The organism is Paenibacillus filicis (assembly GCF_038070315.1).
GTDB lineage: Bacteria > Bacillota > Bacilli > Paenibacillales > NBRC-103111 > Paenibacillus_G > Paenibacillus_G filicis.
The window spans coordinates 25,724-47,068 of sequence record NZ_JBBPCC010000020.1; the positions used below are offsets into that span (position 1 = coordinate 25,724).

Genomic DNA, 21,345 nt, shown 5'->3' on the forward strand with positions numbered 1-21,345 from the left:
TCCCCAGTCATCGTGAACAGGAATGACCTGAAAAAAACGGCCCCCGCGTAAGGACTTCTTGTTGTGAGGGGCTGTCCTTGTCCCTTATACTGGACATACCCTATGAAAGCCCGACACAGGTTTATACATAAGCAAGCGGCACTTATTTTGAGGTCAGCGCTCTGTACCAAGAGTGCATGCAGAAGGAGAGCGGGTTTCCATGTCACCCCAACATCATAAGATAGAACGCTTAATTCCTCTGCCCCGCAGCAAGGTGTGGGAGCTACTCAGCAGAACGGACCATTTGAATCGCGTTATCGGTCTGTATCCGATCGTAAGGCGTGTGCCGCGCTTCCAAGGCAGCCATGTGCTGCAGGACATGACGGCCAAGGCCTTCGGCGTTGTGCCTATGCGCTGGCGTGAGCATCCCTTCGAATGGGTGGCGTTAGAGCGGTATTCGGTTGTCCGCGAATATGACGGGGGACCGCTGCGCAAATTCGTCGGGGGGATTCTGCTGCAGGATGCGCAGGAGATGCTTGAGGACGGCAGCCCGGCGACGCTAGTGACACTGTTTGCTGAGTTTACGCCGGCCCATATCCTGGGACTCGCGACTATTCCGCTTATCGGCGTGCGCGCGATGCATAAGACGATGGATTTCCTGCAGGAGAGCGTACGCCTGTCTTCGATTGCCAAGTCTTATTTGCTCCCGCAGACCAAAGCGCATTTTCCGGTGAATCGCCGTGAATTGGACCGGCTGATCGGCGGGCTAAGCCTTTACGGATTCGAACCGGCTCTGCTCGGGCGGCTCCGCGAGCATCTGGAGAGTTCCGGTGATGACGGCGTCATTGACATGAGGCCGTTCCAGCTCGCGGATGCCTGGCAGATGAACCGGGATGTGGTCCTGCGCCTATTCCTGTATGCGACCCGCTCCGGCATTCTTAACTTAAGCTGGCAGCTGATCTGCCCGAACTGCCGAGTGTCCAAGCTGGGTGCGGAGCGGCTGTCCGCGATTACGCCGCAGTATCATTGCGATATGTGCGGAATCGATTATGAGGCCAGCTTCGACCGTTATGTCGAGCTGTGCTTCTCAGTGCATCCGCATATCCGGCGCGCGAGTAAGCAGGTGTACTGCATCGGCGGCCCGATGATCACGCCGCATATTCATACCCAGCTCGAGCTGGCCTCGGGCGCGTCCGGCGAGCTCGTCTATCCGGGCGGAGAAGCGCCGATGCGTCTGCGTGTCCTGCGAATGAATCGCATGGTCTCGCTGAACGGAGGCGGCACCGGGTCCTGGCAGACGGACCCATGTACGAACGGGGAAGTCTGGAAGCTCGAATACGGTGCGGACGGAGAGTGGAGCGTCGCGGCAACGGCGGAACCGCCGCCGGGTACGGTGCTCCGGCTGACCAACCGCAGTCCGGATACCATCCATGTGGCGCTGGAGCGCTCCGACTGGAGCGGTGATACCGTGACGGCGGCAAAGGTGACTGCGATGCAGGAGTTCCGGACGCTGTTCTCCTCCGAGGTGCTGGCTCCCGGCCAGCAGATCGGCATCGAGAGCGTGACGCTGCTGTTCAGCGATCTGCGAGGTTCTACGGCCTTCTATGAGCAGGTCGGGGACGCTCAGGCATACAGTCAGGTCCGGCGGCATTTCGAGTTTCTAATCGGCCATATCGCGGCCAACGAAGGAGCGCTGGTCAAGACGATCGGCGACGCGGTGATGGCCGTCTTCGAGTCGCCGGAGAAAGCCGTGAGGGCTGCGCTCGATATACAAACTAGTGTCCAGACGCAGACTGAGGAGGAGCAGGTCGTCATTAAGCTGGGGCTGTATAACGGCCCGGCCATTGCAGTCAATGGCGGCGATGTGCTAGATTATTTCGGCCGTACCGTCAATCTGGCCGCTCGGGCGCAGGGGCTGAGCCGGGGCGGAGATATTGTTGTCAGCCGGGAATGCACACTCCGTCCCGGTGTGCAGGAGCTGCTCGACATATACGGGCCGGATGTTGAATTTTTCCGCGAGCGGCTGAAGGGAATTGACGGAGAAACCGAGCTTGCGCGGCTGATAGTAACCGGAGCAGCTTCGGGCAGAACGGAATCCTACGAACTGGAAAGCGTGTGATCTCTATCCGAATGTCCATGAGAACGTTGAAATGGTGCACGATTCTGCTGCCGCCCGTTATCATCGGGGGCTTCGAGTATGTGCGCCATGATTTTATGCTCCATCTGTTGTCTATGGAGACAGGCAACCTGTACATTACGCTGCTGACCTTGCTGCTGTCGTATATTTTCGGCACGTGGATGTTCCGCCGGATCGAGACGATGAACGAAACGATCGCCGCGGAGAAGGCGAAGCGGGCCGTCTATGAGGAGCGGGAGCGTCTGGCCGAGGAGCTGCACGACAATATTGCTCAGGTGCTCTTCTTCCTGAATGTACAGCTGACGAAGGGACAGCTCAGCGAGGCGCGCGAGGCCGTGTCGGAGATCGATCACCATCTGCGGCAGGCCATCTTCAATCTGCGTACCGCCCCGGAGGAGGGCGCGACCTTCGAGAGCCGGCTCCGCGCCTGGCTGGAGGAATGGAGCGGACTGACAGGCATCGCCGTCGAGCCTGTGCTGGTGCTGGACGGGGAGACGATTCCTCCTTCGGCGGAGGTCGCGCTGTTCTCCATCGTCCGTGAAGCGTTCACGAACATCCGCAAGCACTCTCAGGCGGATCAGGCCTTCTTCGAGCTGGGGCGTTCGGCCGATGGCGTGCGTTGGCGATTGCGCATCGCGGATAACGGTGTAGGCTGCAGTCCTGAAGAGGCCGGTGGTGCTTCGGGCGGCCGGTATGGGCTGGTCATGCTGCGCAAGCGGGCGCTAGAGCTCGGTGCAGAGCTGCAACTGCAATCGCCGCCCGGAGGCGGTACGGAGCTCGTGCTGACAGGAGAGACCAAGCGGGAGGGAGGGAAACTATGAAGTATCGTGTGCTGGTCGCCGATGACCATCCGTTAGCCCGCAGAGCGGTCAGAACGCTCCTCGGGGGCGAGAAGGACTTCGAATGGATCGGGGAAGCGTCGAGCGGGGAAGAAGCGCTGGAGCTATGCCGGACTCTGCTGCCAGATCTCGTACTTATGGATATCCGGATGCCGGGTCTCGGCGGTCTGGAGGCCACGAGACGGATCAAGCAGCTTTACCCGCATATCCGGATCGTCATGCTGACGGTCTCTGATGATGTCGCCGATCTGTTCACGGCGGTACGTCACGGGGCGCAGGGCTACCTGCTCAAAAACATGGACCCGGAGGACTGGATTCATTATCTGCGCGGACTGCTTGACGAAAATAGCGAGATCTCCCGCGGGATGGCGGACCGGCTGTTCCAGTCGTTCCGCCGGACTGGATCGGGGACGGAGGGAGATGTAGCCCCCGGCGTACTGTCGCAGCGTGAAAGCGAGATTCTCGGTTATGTGGCTACCGGCCAGAGCAACAGGCAGATTGCTGCGGCGCTGCTCATTACAGAGAACACCGTCAAGAATCATATCAAGAATATTCTGGCGAAGCTGTCGCTGGAGAACAGGGTTCAATTGACCGCTTATGCGGTCCGGCACGGCTTGACACAAAACGTCCAAAAACCTGATGAAAAATAGCCCAGTTGAGTCATGCCTTCCGTTAGCGGTTTGCGTTACAGTAGAACTGGACATACTTACCGCTATAGATCAGGAAGGGGCTAGTCAATTCATATGAAGACATTGAAACCCGTGTACGGAACTTTTGTACTTGTGCTATTTTTATCTTTACTGTTGTCCGGCGTCGCGAGCGCTCATGTAACGGTGCTGCCGAGCGAAGTCACACAAGGGGGCTATGAGAAGTTCGCGGTTCGCGTGCCGAACGAGAAAACGATCCCTACGGTTAAGGTCGAGGTGAAGTTTCAGCTGGACGCGGTCTCGATCTCCCGCTTCGAGCCCAAGCCGGGCTGGAGCTATGAGCTGACCAAGGATGGAGACAAAATCACCGGGGTCACCTGGACGGCTACTGGCGAAGGACTCGGAGCTACGGAGTTCGGAGAATTCTACATGCAGGGCAAAGTAGCCGATGCGGCGACTTCGATCTCGTGGAAGGCTTATCAGACGTACAAGGACGGCAGTGTCGTCGAGTGGGTCGGAGCAGCCGGCTCCGACAAGCCTGCATCCGTGACCAAGGTTAATCCGAAGCCTGCGGGCTCATCTACGGACAGCCATGGTCATACTGCAGCACCGGGAGCGGCAGGAACGGCAGCGGAAGCAGCCCCTGCGTCATCCGCAGGCGGCTCCAGCCTGCCAACGATTCTGTCGATCGTGGCAGTCGTGCTGAGCGCCGCATCGCTGCTCGTTTCGCTTACCCGCAAGAAGTAAGACACTGATCCGTTCCCGCCGATCCGGCAGGGACGGATTTTTTTCGTTCCGGGGATTTGAGCTTGCGGATGCGGGAACGTTCATAATTTGCCGGGCAAACGGGGATGCTGGAACTAAGCGATGGCAGCCGAGCCATTCATTAGCAATCAGGAGGAATCACCGATGTCAAACCCGCTGCGTTCCAAGAAAAACTTACTGCTGCTCCTTGTTTTGCTGCTTAGCCTCACGGTGTCGGGGAGCGCCCTCGCCTTCGGCAAAGGAGTGAAGGGTCCTGACGTTTATGCGGTCCAAGGCATGCTGAAGTCGCTCGGTTATTTCTCGGGCAGCATCACCGGTTACTACGGCAAGGAAACGGAGCACGGAGTGAGGCTGTTTCAGAAAGCCTATGGGCTGCGAGTAACCGGCGCCGTCGACGACAGGACGCTGGAATCCATCTTATGGGCTTATGGCCATGCGAAAATTCAAAAGAAGAAGATTCCCGCCCCGGCCCCTGAACCTGCGCCTGCTCCCGTCCCGAAGGCAGCCCCTGAGCCAGCGCCGAATGCGCCGCAGCCTTCCTCCCATGAACCTTCTGCTGAGGAACGGCAGATGGTGGGACTGGTCAATCAGGCGAGAGCCGCAGCCGGCTTGGCGCCGCTGGAGGTGGATGCCGACCTGCCCAAGGTGGCTCGTCTCAAGAGTCAGGATATGGCCGGCAAGAGCTACTTTTCTCATGAGTCGCCGACTTACGGGTCTCCGTTCGATATGATGAAGCAGTTCGGCATTAGCTACCGGACGGCGGGCGAGAATATTGCCTGCAGCCCGAGTGTGAATGCGGCGCATCAGCAGCTGATGGATTCCCCGGCTCACCGGGCAAACATCCTGAGCAAGGAGTTCACACATATTGGGATAGGAATTGTCGCAGAAGGCCAGTGCGGCAAAATATTCACCCAGCAGTTTATCAGCAGGCAGGCCAAATAGAACGGATTTCAAGCGCAGGCGCCGTTCCCCTCGGATGGTTCCGTCTGCAGAACAGCCCGGGCAAAATGGCTCTTTTGCCCAGGGCTTGTTTGTTGTACAATGATCGACATGATAGGACGTATGTCCAAACGAGGGGAATGATCGTGTTGAGCAAGCTGATGAAGGAATTCAAGGAATTTGCGATGAAGGGAAATATGGTCGATCTGGCAATCGGGGTGATCATCGGCGGCGCCTTCGGCAAAGTGGTGACGTCGATCGTCAATGATGTGATCATGCCTCCGATCGGGCTGCTGCTGGGCAAGGTTCCGTTCAAGGATTTATTCTTGAGTCTGGACGGCAATCATTACAACACGATTAAAGATGCCCAGGCTGCCGGAGTCGCTACGCTGAACTACGGACAGTTCATCAGCACCTTGATTGACTTCCTGATTGTGGCGTTCGTGATTTTCATGGTGGTCAAGCAGTTGAATCGCTTCCGCAAGAAGGAAGAGCCCAAGCCGGCACCTAAGCCGGAGGTCAAGGAATGTCCCGAATGTCTGTCTGAGATTCCCGTCAAAGCTTCCCGCTGCAAGTATTGCACAGCGGTCGTCGGCGGTCATGCGGAGGGACGAGCCTAACAAGCTCTGCGTCCTAACGACTCCCCGGAGGACAAGCATCCGTACAAGTCAGGTTTTCCGGCCATGCAATCTTAGTGATCCCATCGTTCTGCCTTATCTGGATTGGCGGCGCCCCTAGCGGGCAGCCGCCTATTTTTGTCTAGTTGCCGCACCAGACCCCGGCGTTCATCATACACTGGATTTGACTGTATCCCTAGACCTTGTATTGATACAAAAACCCGAGCAAGGAGGGGTGACACTTTGATGGGCAACGATCATAAGAGCAAATTTCTGCTTACCAACCGCGAGCGAGAAGTATTTGAATTGCTCGTACAGGACAAAACGACCAAAGACATTGCGCAGCAGCTGTTTATTAGTGAGAAGACGGTCAGGAATCATATCTCTAATGTTATGCAAAAGCTCAATGTAAAGGGACGTTCTCAAGCCGTAGTAGAACTAATCAAGCTTGGGGAACTGACGATCTGACCTGCTATCCGCAAACGGAATGAATGATCGCATTCAGCCTTCCTGTTCGCCTTCTCTTAGGAGGAGAGTGTGACTGGGGGCTCTTTGGTTTGTTCGGGAGTCAGAACGGAATGTTCAGGAGATTGTCATGATTCTCTTAAATCAGACTATACGCATGGGAATTATGAAAATAATCATTTACAACGGTTGTCGGTCGTGATAAAGTAGTTTTCAACAAACTAATATTATCACTATGTGGTAATGTATTATCAATAATATCCAGAAGGTGATCGGTATAGCTAACCCGTCCTTTGAACAGTTTATCCGCGCTATTCTGGCCATGCGAAGCGCTCCGCTGCCTGAGTCCGCTATAGTAAGGGCTAAGCATATCTTGGCCGATCTCGCCGGCTGCGCCTGGCTGGGAGGGCAAACCTCCGAGCTGGGCCAGCTCGCCGGCCGGATCGGACAAGCCGAACAGACGGCGGTTGCAGTAGTGCCGCTGCTCGGTCAATCGCGTTTCGCGGCACCGGAGTCCAGCGCATTATACCATGGCACGGCGACGGTTGCCCTGGAGATGGAAGAGGGCAACGCGCTGGCCAAAGGGCATCCCGGCGCCCACGTATTCCCCGCAGCCTGGGCCGCGGCGGTGCAGGCGGGCAGCAGCGGCGAAGCCTTCATACGCGCCTTCGTGCTCGGTTACGAGGCCGCCGCCCGCCTCGCTTATGCAGCGCAGCTGAAGCCCGGCTTCCATGCGCATGGCACATGGGGAGCGGTAGGCGGCTGCTTGGCCGCAGGGCTGTTATACGAATCGCCCGACGAGGATATCGTCGGCGCCGCGTTGCTGGCGGCTTCACTGCCCCTCGCCTCGGCATCTGCGGCCAACGGAACCGGTGCCAGCGTGCGCAATCTGTACGCAGGCTGGAGCGGCTGGAGTTCGCTGCAGGCGTTTCAGCTGTTCCGGGATGGCTTTCGCAGCCACCCGGATGTTGTGCATCAGGTGTGGAACGGCCTCATTGCCGAACGGCTGGAGGAAGGGCGGCTGCTAGACAGGCTGGCAGCTCCGCTGCTTGTCGAGCGCAATTACTTCAAGCTGTACCCGTCCTGCCGGTTCGCCCATGCGCCGATCGAGGCACTGCAGCAACTGCTGCACACCCACCGGTGGCAGCCGGACGAAGTGGCCGAGGTGTTCGTGGAGACCCACCGGCTGGCGATGGATATGAAGACGGCGGCCCCGCCTAATCCGCTGGCTGCGATGTTCTCAATCCCGTTCCTGCTGGCGCTGACGGCCTGGGGCTACGGCCCTTACTTGCAGGAGGACGATCCCCTGCTTCGCGACAGCCGCCTGCTGGACTGGGCCGGCCGCGTACAGGTGAGCGAGGATCTGCAGCTTACGGCCCAGTTGCCGTCGGTTCGTGCAGCCAGAGTCCGGGTACGGCTCCGGAGCGGCGAAGCCTATGAGGCGCTCGTCGAGTTTCCGAGCGGCGGGGAAGAGCGGCCGCTGGATACGGAGAGGCTGCTGGACAAGTTTTCCCGCTGGCCGGCCCGCGAATCGTCCGGTGAGCTGGACCGGTTGCTGGCGGATGCGCTGCAGCTGGAGAAGTTCGAATATGTTGTCAACTGGGCCGTAGGCCCTCATCAGTACATCTAACCCCACGTACAAGGAGAGAATTCACATGAAAAAATCGCTGCTGTCGCTTCCTTTGGTCTTCACCCTGTTCCTCGTCAGTGCCTGCGGAGCAACGCCGACTCCCGCTCCCGCTTCCCCGCAGAAGGAGACGCCTCCGGCAAGCACCGCTCCGGCCGCGGCCAAAACGGACACGGATGAGCATACGCTGGAGCAAATCAAGAAGGCTGGCAAGCTCGTGATCGCAACAGGAGGCAACTACCGGCCATATAACTATATGGATAACAACACGCTGGTCGGCTACGACATCGACTGGGGTAATCTGATCGCCAAGGAAATCGGCGTCAAGGCCGAATTCGTCACCGGCGAGTTCGCCGGACTGATTCCCGGCTTGACCTCCAAGAGGTTCGATATCGTCCTGGCAGGCGTCAATATCACCGATGAGCGTAAGCAGACCATCGATTTCTCCGCACCGTATTCGGAAGATGGATTAGTAGCTGTCGTCAAGAAGGGCTCCGGCGCCGTCAAGGACGTCTCCGATCTTAAGGACAAGATTGTCGGAGCCAACGCGGGCTCGGCCTTCGAAGCCTCTGTCAAGAAAATCGGCGGCTACAAGGAGCTGAAGCCTTATCCGGGCGCTCCGCAAAGCTTCACGGACCTGATCGCAGGCCGTCTGGACGTTGTGGCGATCGGCCGCATCTCCGCTGTAGATTACATCAACAATTCGCCGTTCGGCAAGGAGTTGGAGATTGTCGGCAAGCCTTATGACACCAAGGAAGTCGGCGTAGCGATCCGCAAGCAGAACGCCGAGCTGAAAGCGCTGATCGATAAGGTCATTGCCGACAAGAAGAAGGACGGTACTTACGCAGAATTGACGAAGAAGCATTTCGGCTTCACATTTGACAAATAAGTGGTGAATTTCGAATGGATTGGACAACCGTAAAAACCATTTTCCCCGACCTCATGGCCGGGGCGGGGATCACGCTGCTGCTTTCTTTATTGTCCATCCTGCTGGGTACGCTGCTCGGCTTCGGGCTGGCGCAGATGCGCCTGTCCCACTCCCGGGTGCTGCGCGGCATCGCCTTCTTCTATACGTGGCTGTTCCGCGGGCTGCCGCTCCTCATCATCCTGTTTGGCGTCTATTACGCGCTGCCTCTCGGGATCAAGCTGTCGGCCTTCGAGGCCGGGCTGCTCGGGATGACGCTCAATGCGGCTGCCTACAAGGCCGAGATTCTCCGCTCCGGACTGCTCGCCGTACCTAAGGGGCAGATCGAGGCGGCAGAGGCGATCGGCATGAATCCGTGGCAGGTCAGCTGGAAAATACGTCTGCCGCAGATGGCGCGCGTCGTCATTCCAACCTACATCAGCAACTCCATCGCACTGCTCAAGGGCTCTGCTCAGTTATCCGTCATCACGGTGCCAGACCTGATGCTGCGCGCTCAGTCCCACTTCAGCAGCACATACCGGGCGATGGAGACGATCGGCACCGCCGGTATCATCTACCTGGTGATGACGAGCCTGCTGATGGTGCTGCAGGCCTGGTCGGAGAAGAAGCTGAAGGTGTCGCAGAAGCTGTACTAGCGCAGCGGCAGGAGCATACACAGGGCTGACCGTCCCGTCAGCCGGGAGGAGGAGGCGTCTTGAGCGTCCTGGAGTTAAAAAACATATCGAAGGCATTCGGCGGACAAACGGTCCTTGAGCAGGTCAACCTGAAGGTGGAGAAGGGCGAGGCCATCTCGATTATCGGACCGAGCGGCGGAGGCAAAAGCACTCTGCTGCGCTGCATTAATCTGCTAGAGGTGCCGTCCGAAGGGGAGCTGTTCCTGGAGGGGGAGCCGGTTCCTTACCAAGTCCATGCAGGTGAGAAACTGACGCTCGCCTCACGATTCAGGCTGAGTCGCTACCGGAGCCGCGTCGGTATGGTCTTCCAGCATTTTCATCTGTGGAACCATAAGACGGTGCTGGACAATCTGATCGAAGGGCCGGTCTCTGTACTGGGGCTCTCCCGTCAGGCTGCAGTCCAGCGTGCGGAGGCACTGCTGGAGAAGGTAGGCCTCGCCGACAAGCGTCGCAGCATGCCGGTCGAGCTGTCCGGCGGGCAGCAGCAGCGGGTAGCCATCGCCCGTGCGCTGGCGATGGAGCCTAAGGTGCTGCTCTTCGATGAGCCGACATCGGCGCTTGACCCGGAGACGGTCGGCGAAGTGCTGCAGCTGATGACGGGGCTGGCCCGCGAAGGGATGACCATGCTGGTCGTCACGCATGAGATGGAGTTCGCGCGTGAGGTTTCGGACCGTGTCCTTTTCATGGAGAAGGGCCGCATCACGGTGGAGGGCCGTCCAGATGAACTGTTCAGCGGACAGGGCGACGAGCGGCTGGGCCGGTTTCTGCAGCGGCTGCAGCGCTGAGCGGCACGGGATCGGGAAACCGAGCCGGAAGTCCGCCTCATCAGGGGGCATCCGCAATAATATGAATGGGGATCGTCCTTTCGTAAGGCGGTCCGTTTGAGGTGTAGGGATGAATGGAACGCAGGCATTGGGCAGAGCTCTTGACATCCTGTTCGTACTCGCTGAAGCGGGCACGACGCTGACCGTGAGCGAGATTGCAGAAAGGGTGGCGATTCCCGAGAGCTCGGCTTACCGGTTTATCCAGACGCTGGAACAGCACGGAATTGTCGAGCGCAAGGGAAAAGGCCGGATTACACTAGGCCTGCGGATTTTCGATCTGGCGCGAAGCCTGAGCGGGCAGATCGACAGGCAGCTGCTGATCATGGCCCGTCCGGTCATGGAGGAGCTTACACGACGGACCGATGAAACGTCCGTACTCTTTATCCGTTCTGGACTGGATGCGATTTGCATCGAGCATGTGAAAAGCCGCAAGCTGATCAGCGTTTCCTTGGAGAACGGGCGTGTTCTGCCGCTGGATAGCGGGGCTTCCGGTAAGGTGCTGCTTGCCTATGAGAGCGAGGTTCTCATCGGGCAGGCTGTTGCGCAGAAGAGCCCGGATCGCGCCAAGGCACTCCGGCAGGAGCTTGAGCGTATCCGGCATCAGGGGTATAGCTACACGAACGGAGAGTTTGACCCGGATGCGTTCGCCGTTGGCGCTCCGATTCTCGATAAGCAACAGCGGATCGTAGCCAGCTTGTCCGTAGCCGGTCCGAATTACCGTTTCCATGAAAGCCATCTGCCTGCACTTGCGGAGGAAACCCGCACAGCGGCGGCCGATATTTCCCGTCAGCTGGGATGGCCGGGGATATGAAGGTTGTAAAGTCTGCGTCTGGAGCGCAGGCTTTTTTGTCGTCTGAGCAGGTTGAAGACGGCGGTCATTTGCTATAAAGTAGAAGGCGAGAATCATTCTCATAGCAGAACGGCTGCCAGGCAGGTCAGACAGGAGGAACCGATGGACCATCAATGGAAGCTGGACGAGCATATCCGCTTGTGGGCGTACGCCTCGCATAAGGTGCTGGATGTCCGGCATACCCGCATGAAACCGGGGGATAGGCTGGATGCTTACCGTTGTCCGGCCAGCGTATTCGTATTTGCCGTTAGCGGGTCCGCGCAGGTACGGCTCGACGGCACGGCCTATGCCGTGAAGAAGTTCCATGTCCTCCATGCAGGGAAGGGCTTTTGTCTGGATATCGCAGCCGGGGATGAGCGCTTCGAATATTACATGATTTTCTATAAAGCCGTGCTTCCTCCGTTGCGGGTTCCGGAAATTCGCCTGATGCTGGAGAAAAGCAATCCTTTTCAAAGCCAATATGGCTTCGCTCCCCGGCATCCGCTGGCCCTAGCACGCCAGCTGGAGCTGCTGGACCGCGACTGGCATCAGGAGGGGGCATTGGAGCGGCTGCATGTCAAGACCTTGTTCCATCAGTTTGTCTATGAGCTGATGCGTCAGATGCATGAGCAGGCGGTGCCTATGGTTCAGGCTGACAAGGTCGCTCAGGCGATCAGCTACATCCGGGAGCACGGGTCCGAGCCGATTACGCTGGAAGGTTTGGCCGAGCTGCTGGACAGCAGCCCCCGGCATCTGTCGCGGATGTTCAAGAGCCGGACCGGATACAGTCCGATTGAATACGTCATCCGCCAGCGTGTGGAGAAGGCCAAGGAGCTGCTGCTGCATACGGACGCTTCTCTGCAGCAAATTGCTGTCGAAGCAGGCTTTCAGGACCGATACTACTTCAGCCGGATGTTTAAAAAGCATACGGGCATGGCCCCGCATCGGTATAAGCAGGCCGGAGGCGAGGCACGTCCGAATTCTCCATTAGCAATGGCAGGAACGTCCATTGCCCGGGGGAGACGGTACCCCTATACTGGTAACGATGATAATCATTATCAACACAGACGTGAAGGGGTAACGATCATGAACCGCAGTACCAGACGAATGACCGCGCTAACCTTACTGCTCAGTCTTGCCTTGCTGCTCTCGGCTTGCGGAGCTAATCCCGATGCCGCCCGGAACAATCAGGCTCCGGCGGCAAGTCAGACACCGGAGCCCGCCGCTGCCGAACGGACGCTCACCGACAGCCTTGGCCATGAGGTGAAGGTGCCGGCTAAGCCGCAGCGCATTATCGGCTCTTATCTGGAGGATCATCTGGTTGCGCTGGGGATCAAGCCGGTAGCCCAGTGGTCGGTCAAGCAGACCAACGTGCAGTTTTATCTGCAGGACGCGCTCAAGGACGTTCCGCTGATTCCTTCCGACCTGCCCTTCGAGGCCGTGACCAGCTTCCAGCCCGATCTGATCCTTATCGATTCTGCGGAAATCGTAGCGGGCGACAAGTACGCGCAGTATGCCAAGATTGCGCCCACCTACACGGTAGGCATGGACAAGAACAATGACTGGCGTCAGGAGCTGCTGGAAATCGGCAAGGTGCTGAATAAAAGCACCGAAGCCCAGCAGGTGCTGGACCAGTACGAGGCCAAGGTGAAGGAAGCCAAAGAAAAGCTGCAAAAGTCCATCGGCACCAAATCGGCTGTGGCCATCTGGCATTCCAAGAAAAACTTCTACGTCGTCAATGAGAACATGTCGAGCGGCGACGTGCTGTATCGGGACTTGGGCTTTAGCATTCCGGCTGAGATCAAGGAGTTGTCCGGCACGAGCAAGAACAACTGGATCGCCTTGTCGCTGGAGAAATTGGCCAAGCTGGATGCGGATTATATCTTTCTGGTCAATAGCAACGGCAAGGATGCCTCTGAAGAGCTGCAGAGGCCGCTATGGAAAAACATCCCCGCCGTGCAAAAAGGACAGGTTTACGAATTCGGACTCGAGAAGAGCTGGCTGTACACCGGTACGATTGCCAATACCAAGATGATTGAGGATGTGCTGTCTAGCGTGATCCGCTAATGCCGCCGCCTTGCACAAAAAGAATCCTCCGTTCCCATAAGCCAAGAGTGGGGGCGGAGGATTCTTTGCTAATCAGGCTTAAGTGCGCGCTTTGCGGTGATGACCCGGTCCACCAGGTCCATGTCCATGCCCAGGTCCACCGTGTCCGTGTCCGTGCCAGCCACCGGGATAAGGATAGGGAACGGGATAATAAGGTTTTACATAGGGATATGGATAAGGGTATGGATAAGGATACGGGTAGGGGTAGCCTCCATAGGGATAGCCCGGGTAAGTGCCGTACGGGGAAGGCGTCGTGATGATAGCCATGCCCCATCACCTCCATCATGGGTTTTGCTGTCAGTCATATGGGCAGAGGCGGTATGGATACTTGCCCACTGAAATTGGGCTACATGCCCTCGATGAAGGTTTCCAGCTCGTTGGCCAGAGCGAATAAATGTGCCCGATTCTCGAACTCCGCCCGCGTGGAGGGCAGGGGGAGCTGCTTGTGATACTCGCGGATCGCCTTCAGCTTGTCCTGGTAGTCGGTGAGGTTGATGCCGACCTGAAGATCGCGTCCGAGCTCATCGATCAGGCGTCCGATCCGGATTCCCTGCTCCAGGGTCGTATCCACCCGGGATACGAGAGCTAGCATGCGCTCCAGAATCTGATGCTGACGCTGCTTTTTCTCGAAGTAGAAGTAAAACGGATTGTCCCGGTGGGTCATATTGTTCTCGACTTCCAGAATAGCGAGGTTCTTCGCCTGCTCCAGCTGCTTGGAGAGAATCAGCATTTCCTTGCCGTCCCACAGCCCGTAGCCCTCCATCAAATATCTCGAGAACTGGCAGAGAATGATGGACATATTGCGGTTGATCTCTTCCTTGTACTGGTAGATCTGCTTGTCGATTCCGGGCATATACACATTGACGATCAACGCGATGCCAAGTCCGATCAGGATAATCCCCAGCTCATTGATCAGAAATGCAAGATCCAGGCTTCCGTTCATGAAAATATGCATGATGATCACCGAGCTGCTGGCGATGCCCCCGTGGAGCTTCAGCTTGACGCAGATCGGGATAAAGATCATATACAAGGGGATAAAGATAAGCGGGTGATGCCCGAAAAAATGAAACATGGCGCCGGATAAGGCAATCCCGACGAGGCAGGCCAAAAATCGTTCCCAGATCGCCGCCAGCGATTGCTTGCGTGTTTTCTGAATGCACAGCAAGGTCAGGATACCGGCGGACGCATAAAATTCCAAGGAGAGGGAGTGGGCGAGCCAGATGGCGATGCTGACGCCAACGGCTGTTTTGATAGTGCGAAATCCGATCGTCATACGGGTTCTCTCCTTGCTGACAAGAGATTGATGTGTGCTGTGTAATAATATATAACATTGTTTCCGATTTTTTAAGACTAATATCTGGAAAAGAAGCCGCCGATACATAAATTCCCCATCCATGGCAAATACCAACAGATGAGGTGATCGCCAGTGCCATGGTTTACCCGCAGCGGGAATTCGCCCGCACCCGCTCCGGACCATTCGGAGCAGCCTTCCCAAGAGCCGGCTACGCAAGAACAATTGGATCGTGATCTCCTTCAGAATCTGGAAAGAGTGAAGCAGGAGATGGCCCGTTGCTCGGACGTGGTCTATCGCGTCTGCAGCATCGAAGAGAAGATGAAGGCGGTCATCATCTATATCGACGGGATGTGCGACACTCAAGTGCTGGACACGGCTGTACTTCAGCCCTTGATGGATTATTTCCGCCGGCAAGCCGAATCGGAAGCGTCTGAGGACGTGCCGGAATCCGGTGATTTATTTATCCCGACTATGCAGATCAGCAAGTCCTCCCGGCTGGAGGACATACTCCAGGGGATTCTCCGGGGAGAAACCGTTATTTTGCTGCAAGGCGAAGCTTACGCACTCATCGCGGATCTGGTCCGCATCGAACAACGTTCTATGGAAGAGCCCTCATCGGAAAAGGTTGTCCGTGGTCCGCGCGACGGATTTTTGGAGTCTCTTCGCACCAATATCACGCTGATCCGGCGCAGGCTGCGGACCCCGAAGCTCAAGGTAGAGTCGCTGACCATAGGAGAATTGAGCCGCACAGACGTGGCGCTCGTCTACCTGGACGGCATAGCGAAGGAAGAGCTTGTCGACGAGGTGAGAAGGCGGCTTGCGCGCATAGAAGTCGACGGTATTCTCGATTCGGGCAATATCGAGGAGCTTATTGAAGAGGATATCATCTCTCCCTTTCCTCAGATTCAGAATACCGAGCGTCCCGATGTGGTCGTCTCCTCGCTGATGGAGGGGAAAATAGCAGTTCTTGTCGATAATACGCCCTTTGTGCTGATCCTGCCGATGACGTACTGGTCCGGCTTGCAGGCCGCCGACGATTACACCGAGCATTATTTGTACGCAACCTTTATCCGCTGGGTCCGATATACGTTCGTGCATGTGTCCTTGCTGCTGCCATCCTTGTATGTGGCGCTGACGACCTTCCATCCGCAGGTGATCCCGACCCCGCTCGTGATCAGCTTTGCATCGGCCCGGGAAGGGATTCCTTTTCCGGCGGTCATTGAGGCTTTGCTTATGGAGTTTATCTTCGAGGGTTTACGGGAGGCCGGCATCCGGCTGCCGCAGCAGGTCGGCCCGGCCGTCAGCATCGCGGGGGCGCTCGTGATCGGTCAGGCCGTCGTGGCAGCGGGAATTGTCTCGACGCCCCTGATCATCATCGTATCGCTGACCGGCATCGCATCCTTCGCCTTTCCGCTGTACAATGCCGGGACGGCTTACCGGATGCTGCGCTTCCCGCTGTTGATCATAGCCGCCGTTCTCGGCTTTTACGGCATTGTCATGTTCCTGATTGCGCTCAGCGTGCATCTGGTGATGCTCAAGCCGTTCGGCGTTCCCTACATGGCTCCGTATGCTCCGATGATCCCGGATAATTTGAAGGATGTCCTGGTCAGGGCGCCCAAGGGGAACATGCGTAAACGGATGCGCTGGCTGGCCGGCCGCAACGTGGAGCGGTTTCCCAAAGTAAAAAAATAGGTGATGGAGGGGGCAAGGTCATGCGGAACAAAGTGATAGGCCTGCTTGTTCTTACCTTCAGCCTCTCTCTGCTGCTAACCGGCTGCTGGGACCGGCTGGAGCTCAACGACCGGGCGATTATACTCGGTTGGGGCATGGATCTGGCCGATGACGGCACCTATATGGCTACAGCCAATATCGTCGTACCGCTGGCCTCCAAGACGACAGGGAGCCAGGGAGAAGAACCGGGAGGCGTAACCGGCTTCCTGACGGAAAGCGCCTATGGCAAGGACAATCTCGATGCGACCCAGAACATGCAGAGGAAGCTGTCACGCATCCTTTTCCCGGGACACCGCCGCAATATATTTATCGGAGAGAAACTGGCCGAGGCGGGCGTGGCGCAAGTGCTGGACGAATACAGCCGTAATCCGTCCGTCAGGCCGCGGACGAATATTTTCGTCGTGAAGGATGCTACGGCGCAGAAGGCGATGAGCCTGTCCTATCAGCTCGAGTCCAACCCGTCAACCGCCGTGCAGAAAATCCAGGAAAAGATCGGCGCTCCGATCAGCCGGTCGCTGCTCGATTTCTTCATGATGGTCAATGGCGGGAGCTGCGGCGTGATGCCGGCGCTGAGAGTCGCTCCTTCGGAGTCTAAGAATAAGAAAGAGAAGCCGACGGATAACCCTCCCCAGACGACGCTGGAGCTGATCGGCGCTGCCGTGTTCGATCAGCAGCTGAAGCTGGCAGGGTATTTGGGGAGCGAGGAGTTCTGGGTACGGCTATGGCTCACCGGAACGCTGCGCAAACGGGATTTCACGTACCCGGTCGGAGGTCCACGCGAGACAGTCACTGTCAGTGTCAACCACTTCGAAAACAAAGTCATCCCACAGGTGAAGGGAAATACAGTGTCCTTCAACGTGCAGCTGCAGGGCTACGGGGTTGTCATGGAGAATGAGTCGGGACTTGATCTGTCGAAGCCGGAGAGCCTCGAGCAGATCCAGCGGGAGATGAGCCGCCATATCCAGCGTCAGGTGAAGAAAATCGTCACGAAGGCGCAGAAGGAATTAAAATGCGATGTATTCGGGTTTGGCGATGCCCTTCACAAGCGCCACCCGTATCATTGGAAGCAGATGAAGTCGGACTGGCCGCAATTGTTCCTGGAATCCGATATCGACATTGAGGTCAAGTTCAAGCTGACGGGAACCGGAACCACCGGCAAGTCGCTGGTGCCTGACGTTGCGGATGGAGATCATCTGCTATGAAGATAACGAACCCTCAGTTGTTCTGGATGATGCTTATGCTGGAGATCGGAACCAATCTTCTCGTCTCGATCACGGCTGCGTTTCAGTACGGACAGCAGGATGTGTGGATCTGTTACCTGATCGCCGGCCTGGTCAGCTTTCTGATAACCTATGTGGCGGTGAAGGTCAGCCTCCGTTATCCGGACAAGACGCTGATGGAGTATGCGGTGGCCATACTGGGCAAATGGGCGGGCAAGCTGATTGTCCTCCCGTTTTTCGTTCAATGGATCTGGGCCATCAGTCTGATTTTCCGCGATCAATATATATTTATCCGGCTGAATGTACTGCCGAGAACTCCTGTGTGGCTGATTCTCGGCACTATGCTGATTGTGATCGTGTACACCGTCTATGTGGGCGGGATCGAAGCGATCGGACGTTGCAGTGAATTATGGGGGCCGCTCCTGCTGGTCGCCTTGCTGATCGTATTTATCCTGACGGCCAACAATCTGCAGTGGAAGATGCTGCTTCCTGTTTATGCGGACACGGGGGGGATGGCCATACTGGGGGGAGCTCTCGCTCCAACCTCCCTGCTCGGCGAATCGGTGCTGCTCATGATGCTTCTTCCCTTCATCAACAACCCGGGCAAGGAGACACAGCGTGCGGCGCTGTGGGGAGTTATGGTGTCTTCGGTCATTCTTCTGATCGGAGCGGTGTGGGTTCTCTTTACCTTCGGCCCGGCGATTGCAGCCAAGCTGCGGTTCCCCTTCTTCGAGATGGTCAAGCTGGTGTACTTGATGGAGTTCATTCAGAACATGGATATTTTGGTCATGTCGATCTGGCTGGTCAATATTTTCATCAAGATCTCGGTTTACTTATTTATAGCGAGCTATGGTATGGCCCAATGGGTGGGGAAGCCGCGAAGCTGGAAGTATTTCATCGTACCGTTGGCGGTAATGTGCTTTATATTAAGCATACTGAGTATCGTGTCGCATCCGCCCTCCGGCCATCTGATGGAGCAGAACTGGATCCGCTACGTGCTTCCGGTCAATATGGTGCTGATTCCGCTGCTATTATGGGGGGTGTCATCCCTCAGACAAGGAAAGAAGCGTGCAGCCCAGTAAATAGGGGATTCGTATACCGGAAAATACAAGCTGGATGGCCGAAAAATTTATGAAGGAAATAAAGGACGATTTTGAATGCATGTGGAATATTAGGTGTATACTGGAAGTATATGAACCTATTTTTTCGCAGGTAGGAGGAGTTCAACTCTATGACGGATCAAATCTCATCATTATCCGAATTGCTGTCAGTCCAGAAGGCTTCGTCTTTTATCGAAATTCCCGGTCCCCTCTCCAGAACGTTCGGTCAGGCCACGATGTCGACCACGCTTCCGATGAGCAAGCTGTTTGCCATTTACGAAGTGGATCTGGAGGTTCAACGGGCGATCGTCCCTCAGAATCTGTCGCGGATGATGGATTACATCATGCTGTATCTGGATCACGGGCAAGGGATTTACTTCCCGGGCCTGATTTTGTCTGCACGTGGTGCGGGCGAGTACGACCAGGCGTCCGGGGTATACCGTCTGCAGGCGATCGAGAAGCTGTATGTCGTGGACGGGCAGCACCGGCTGGCGGCATTCCGCCGTTTGATGGAAACGCTGCAAAGTGCGATGGCCCGTGCCAAGGACCGCCGGGAATACGACCGGATGGAGGAAATCGGCAAGAAGCTGAGCAAGCTGTACCAGTTCCCGATGTCTACGATGATTTATCTGGACATTAATGCCAGACAGGAACGGCAGCTTTTCTCGGACATCAACAAGCTTCCCCGCAAGATCGGTGGCAATCTGGCCGTGCTGCGCGAGCAGCGGCGGTTCTATCATGTGCTCGCCACCAAGCTGGTCGACGAATCGCCGGTCATGAAGCGGCTACCTGTAGACATGTACACAGAGCGAGGCAAGGGACCGGAGTTTCTATTCTCGTACCATCTGCTGATCGAGATATTGATCGGCTTGTTCGAGGGACGCCTCAAATCCGCTTCGCGCGGAAACGGTTACTACTTCGAGGATCATAATGTTGAGGAACAGATGAAGGTGGCTGAGCATTACCTGGAGGGGCTGCTGCGGCATCTCCCGCCTCCAGAGAAGGGCGAACTGAGCTGGTCCGAGAATTTGCAGATCGCGCTAGCCATGTTCTTCCACGGCGAGGCGACCAAGAGTGCCAGCTTCAATAAATATGCGCTGGATTATGCGCTGAACATCTTGCCCCATCTGGACTGGAACGGGATCTACAGCGGAGACGAGAAGGATCGCCTGCCGAGACGCTCCCGGATTATGAAAGCTTATACGTATGTGAAAAGCTTCTATGAAGAGCATCATCTGTTCCTCATCCGGGAGTCGGATATGATGGATGCGATGCTGGAAGAGCTGGATGCGAAGGAGGATGTCGGGTAATGGAAGGCTTACGGCTAAAGATGACGATTCACCCGTTCTGTGACAGCTATGGACTAGCAACGGTACCGATTCAGGTACAGGATCTGTTGAATTACACGACGATCGATCCGATGGTCCAGCGCAAGCTGAGCGGGGGGCAGCGCCGCAAGATTGCGAACTACTTGCAGGAACGCGATCTCGACCGAGTGTTCTTCGGACCGGTAACGCTGTCCCTGCGCGATGTGGTCAGTCTGGCTAAGTCGGGCGAAGGCGTTGCGCTGCGTCCCGGCTCCAAGCTCAGCATTCTCGACGGGCAGCACCGGATATTGGCGCTCGGTTATGTGAACGAGCAGCTGCTGAAGGAATCCCGGCGGCTGGAGCGCAAGCTCGCTTCCCTGAAGGTCGTGATGCGCAAGGAGCCAGGCAACAGCGAGGCGGCCACTGAGCTGGAGCTGCTGAGCGGACAGCTGGAGGCGCTGGAGCGCAGAAGGCTGGAGCTGATGGAGAGCGAGCTCGGGGTCCAGATCTACATCGGCCTCAGCGAGGAAGAGGAAAAGCAATTGTTCGGAGATATCAACTCTAAGGTACAGCTCGTCAGCAAGGAGCTCGGCCATTCATTCGATTCGATCGATCCGCTCAATCTGGTCATTCAGCAGGTGGTCGATCATAATGTCTTCCTCAAGGGAGCCGGGGTGGAGCGCCGGGCGAATCTGACGGCTTACAACAAGAACTTCACCTCGTTCAGCTGGCTGTACTCGACAGCGACGATGCTGTTCACGGGCAAAATGCAGCCGTCCTACGAGCTGGCCCGCAAGATCAGGAAGGACCCGAGCGCCTATATCGAAATTCTGCACCAGTTCTATACGACGCTGCTGCCGCTTATGCCGGAGCAGCCGGGACTGCCTCAGTACAGCTCTTCGGCCCGGGCGATGCAGGAGAGTATCGGGCTGTTCGCTAACCGCTATCTGTTCACCGATGGACAATATACGAAGAACTGGACGTCCTGCCTGAAGATCTTCGAGGGCTTCGACTGGACACAGGAGAACGTGCTGCTGGTGGAGCGGTTTGGCCTGCTCGACAACGGCAAGCTGAACCTGATTCACGAGAAGTCGCTGCGCAAGCACGGACGTCTCGTGCAGCTGTTCCAGGAGCTGCATGGCGGGTCGGGGGCAGCAGAGGATGAAGCGACGGCCTGACGCGCAGAGCGGAGGGAACCGTCTGCCTGCACGATGGTGAATCCGGTCTCCCCGCCAAGCGGTCGGAACGCCAAGAACCTCCCATTCCACGATTCTGTGGAGTGGGAGGTTCTTTGGTGTGAGACGCAGCCCGGCGCTAAGT

At 57.0% G+C, this 21,345-nt stretch carries 20 protein-coding genes; 18 read left to right on the plus strand and 2 right to left on the minus strand.

Features of this window, described 5'->3' with window-relative positions; all coding sequences use genetic code 11:
- Nucleotides 1-199: 199 nt before the first annotated feature.
- From WMW72_RS25555 to WMW72_RS25615, 13 genes are all read left to right on the plus strand, one after another.
- Nucleotides 200-2,098: a DUF5939 domain-containing protein gene (locus WMW72_RS25555; protein WP_341418413.1), complete on the plus strand. Its 1,899-nt coding sequence runs from the start codon at nucleotides 200-202 to the stop codon at nucleotides 2,096-2,098.
- An 11-nt stretch (nucleotides 2,099-2,109) separates the two neighbouring features.
- Entirely contained in the window at nucleotides 2,110-2,937 is an 828-nt protein-coding gene (locus WMW72_RS25560) for a sensor histidine kinase (protein ID WP_341418414.1), read from the plus strand.
- On the plus strand, nucleotides 2,934-3,605 hold the full coding sequence (locus WMW72_RS25565) for a response regulator (RefSeq protein WP_341418415.1): 672 nt from the start codon (nucleotides 2,934-2,936) through the stop codon (nucleotides 3,603-3,605). Before WMW72_RS25560 ends, WMW72_RS25565 begins: the two co-directional genes overlap by 4 nt.
- 93 nt (nucleotides 3,606-3,698) lie before the next feature.
- Nucleotides 3,699-4,349 (plus strand): YcnI family copper-binding membrane protein, encoded by a 651-nt coding sequence (locus WMW72_RS25570; protein ID WP_341418416.1) that lies wholly within the window; start codon nucleotides 3,699-3,701, stop codon nucleotides 4,347-4,349.
- Between the two features lie 162 nt (nucleotides 4,350-4,511).
- Nucleotides 4,512-5,309 (plus strand): CAP domain-containing protein, encoded by a 798-nt coding sequence (locus WMW72_RS25575; RefSeq protein WP_341418417.1) that lies wholly within the window; start codon nucleotides 4,512-4,514, stop codon nucleotides 5,307-5,309.
- Nucleotides 5,310-5,464: 155 nt separating this feature from the next.
- Nucleotides 5,465-5,926: a large conductance mechanosensitive channel protein MscL gene (mscL, locus tag WMW72_RS25580; protein WP_341418521.1), complete on the plus strand. Its 462-nt coding sequence runs from the start codon at nucleotides 5,465-5,467 to the stop codon at nucleotides 5,924-5,926.
- Between the two features lie 240 nt (nucleotides 5,927-6,166).
- Nucleotides 6,167-6,391 carry a helix-turn-helix domain-containing protein gene (locus WMW72_RS25585; RefSeq protein WP_341418418.1) on the plus strand — a complete coding sequence of 75 codons (225 nt, stop codon included), beginning with the start codon at nucleotides 6,167-6,169 and terminating at the stop codon, nucleotides 6,389-6,391.
- A gap of 265 nt (nucleotides 6,392-6,656) precedes the next feature.
- Complete coding sequence (locus WMW72_RS25590) at nucleotides 6,657-8,018, plus strand: MmgE/PrpD family protein (RefSeq protein ID WP_341418419.1); 1,362 nt, start codon at nucleotides 6,657-6,659, stop codon at nucleotides 8,016-8,018.
- 25 nt (nucleotides 8,019-8,043) lie between these two features.
- The gene (locus tag WMW72_RS25595) at nucleotides 8,044-8,904 is read left to right on the plus strand and encodes a substrate-binding periplasmic protein (RefSeq protein WP_341418420.1); all 861 of its coding nucleotides are present in this window, start codon (nucleotides 8,044-8,046) and stop codon (nucleotides 8,902-8,904) included.
- A 14-nt stretch (nucleotides 8,905-8,918) separates the two neighbouring features.
- The gene (locus tag WMW72_RS25600; protein WP_341418421.1) at nucleotides 8,919-9,575 is read left to right on the plus strand and encodes an amino acid ABC transporter permease; all 657 of its coding nucleotides are present in this window, start codon (nucleotides 8,919-8,921) and stop codon (nucleotides 9,573-9,575) included.
- A gap of 59 nt (nucleotides 9,576-9,634) precedes the next feature.
- On the plus strand, nucleotides 9,635-10,399 hold the full coding sequence (locus WMW72_RS25605) for an amino acid ABC transporter ATP-binding protein (RefSeq protein ID WP_341418422.1): 765 nt from the start codon (nucleotides 9,635-9,637) through the stop codon (nucleotides 10,397-10,399).
- Nucleotides 10,400-10,508: 109 nt separating this feature from the next.
- Complete coding sequence (locus WMW72_RS25610; protein ID WP_341418423.1) at nucleotides 10,509-11,249, plus strand: IclR family transcriptional regulator; 741 nt, start codon at nucleotides 10,509-10,511, stop codon at nucleotides 11,247-11,249.
- A gap of 141 nt (nucleotides 11,250-11,390) precedes the next feature.
- Entirely contained in the window at nucleotides 11,391-13,334 is a 1,944-nt protein-coding gene (locus WMW72_RS25615; RefSeq protein WP_341418424.1) for an ABC transporter substrate-binding protein, read from the plus strand.
- Nucleotides 13,335-13,412: 78 nt separating this feature from the next.
- On the opposite strand, the gene WMW72_RS25620 is transcribed toward WMW72_RS25615, so the two are convergent.
- Nucleotides 13,413-13,640 (minus strand): hypothetical protein, encoded by a 228-nt coding sequence (locus WMW72_RS25620; RefSeq protein ID WP_341418425.1) that lies wholly within the window; start codon nucleotides 13,638-13,640, stop codon nucleotides 13,413-13,415.
- A 79-nt stretch (nucleotides 13,641-13,719) separates the two neighbouring features.
- The gene (locus WMW72_RS25625; RefSeq protein WP_341418426.1) at nucleotides 13,720-14,646 is read right to left on the minus strand and encodes an aromatic acid exporter family protein; all 927 of its coding nucleotides are present in this window, start codon (nucleotides 14,644-14,646) and stop codon (nucleotides 13,720-13,722) included.
- A 153-nt stretch (nucleotides 14,647-14,799) separates the two neighbouring features.
- Between WMW72_RS25625 and WMW72_RS25630 the strand changes: the two genes are divergently transcribed.
- The 5 genes from WMW72_RS25630 to WMW72_RS25650 all read left to right on the plus strand — a co-directional run bounded on the left by WMW72_RS25630 (nucleotide 14,800) and on the right by WMW72_RS25650 (nucleotide 21,203).
- A complete protein-coding gene (locus WMW72_RS25630; protein WP_341418427.1) occupies nucleotides 14,800-16,359 on the plus strand; it encodes a spore germination protein in 1,560 nt (519 codons plus the stop codon).
- Between the two features lie 20 nt (nucleotides 16,360-16,379).
- Nucleotides 16,380-17,600, plus strand: coding sequence for a Ger(x)C family spore germination protein (locus WMW72_RS25635; protein WP_341418428.1), 1,221 nt, complete (start codon nucleotides 16,380-16,382; stop codon nucleotides 17,598-17,600).
- The gene (locus WMW72_RS25640) at nucleotides 17,597-18,700 is read left to right on the plus strand and encodes a GerAB/ArcD/ProY family transporter (protein WP_341418429.1); all 1,104 of its coding nucleotides are present in this window, start codon (nucleotides 17,597-17,599) and stop codon (nucleotides 18,698-18,700) included. The genes WMW72_RS25635 and WMW72_RS25640 overlap by 4 nt, the downstream gene beginning before the upstream one ends.
- A 149-nt stretch (nucleotides 18,701-18,849) precedes the next feature.
- Nucleotides 18,850-20,028 (plus strand): DNA sulfur modification protein DndB, encoded by a 1,179-nt coding sequence (locus WMW72_RS25645; RefSeq protein WP_341418430.1) that lies wholly within the window; start codon nucleotides 18,850-18,852, stop codon nucleotides 20,026-20,028.
- Complete coding sequence (locus WMW72_RS25650; protein ID WP_341418431.1) at nucleotides 20,028-21,203, plus strand: DNA sulfur modification protein DndB; 1,176 nt, start codon at nucleotides 20,028-20,030, stop codon at nucleotides 21,201-21,203. The genes WMW72_RS25645 and WMW72_RS25650 overlap by 1 nt, the downstream gene beginning before the upstream one ends.
- The last annotated feature ends 142 nt before the right edge of the window (nucleotides 21,204-21,345 follow it).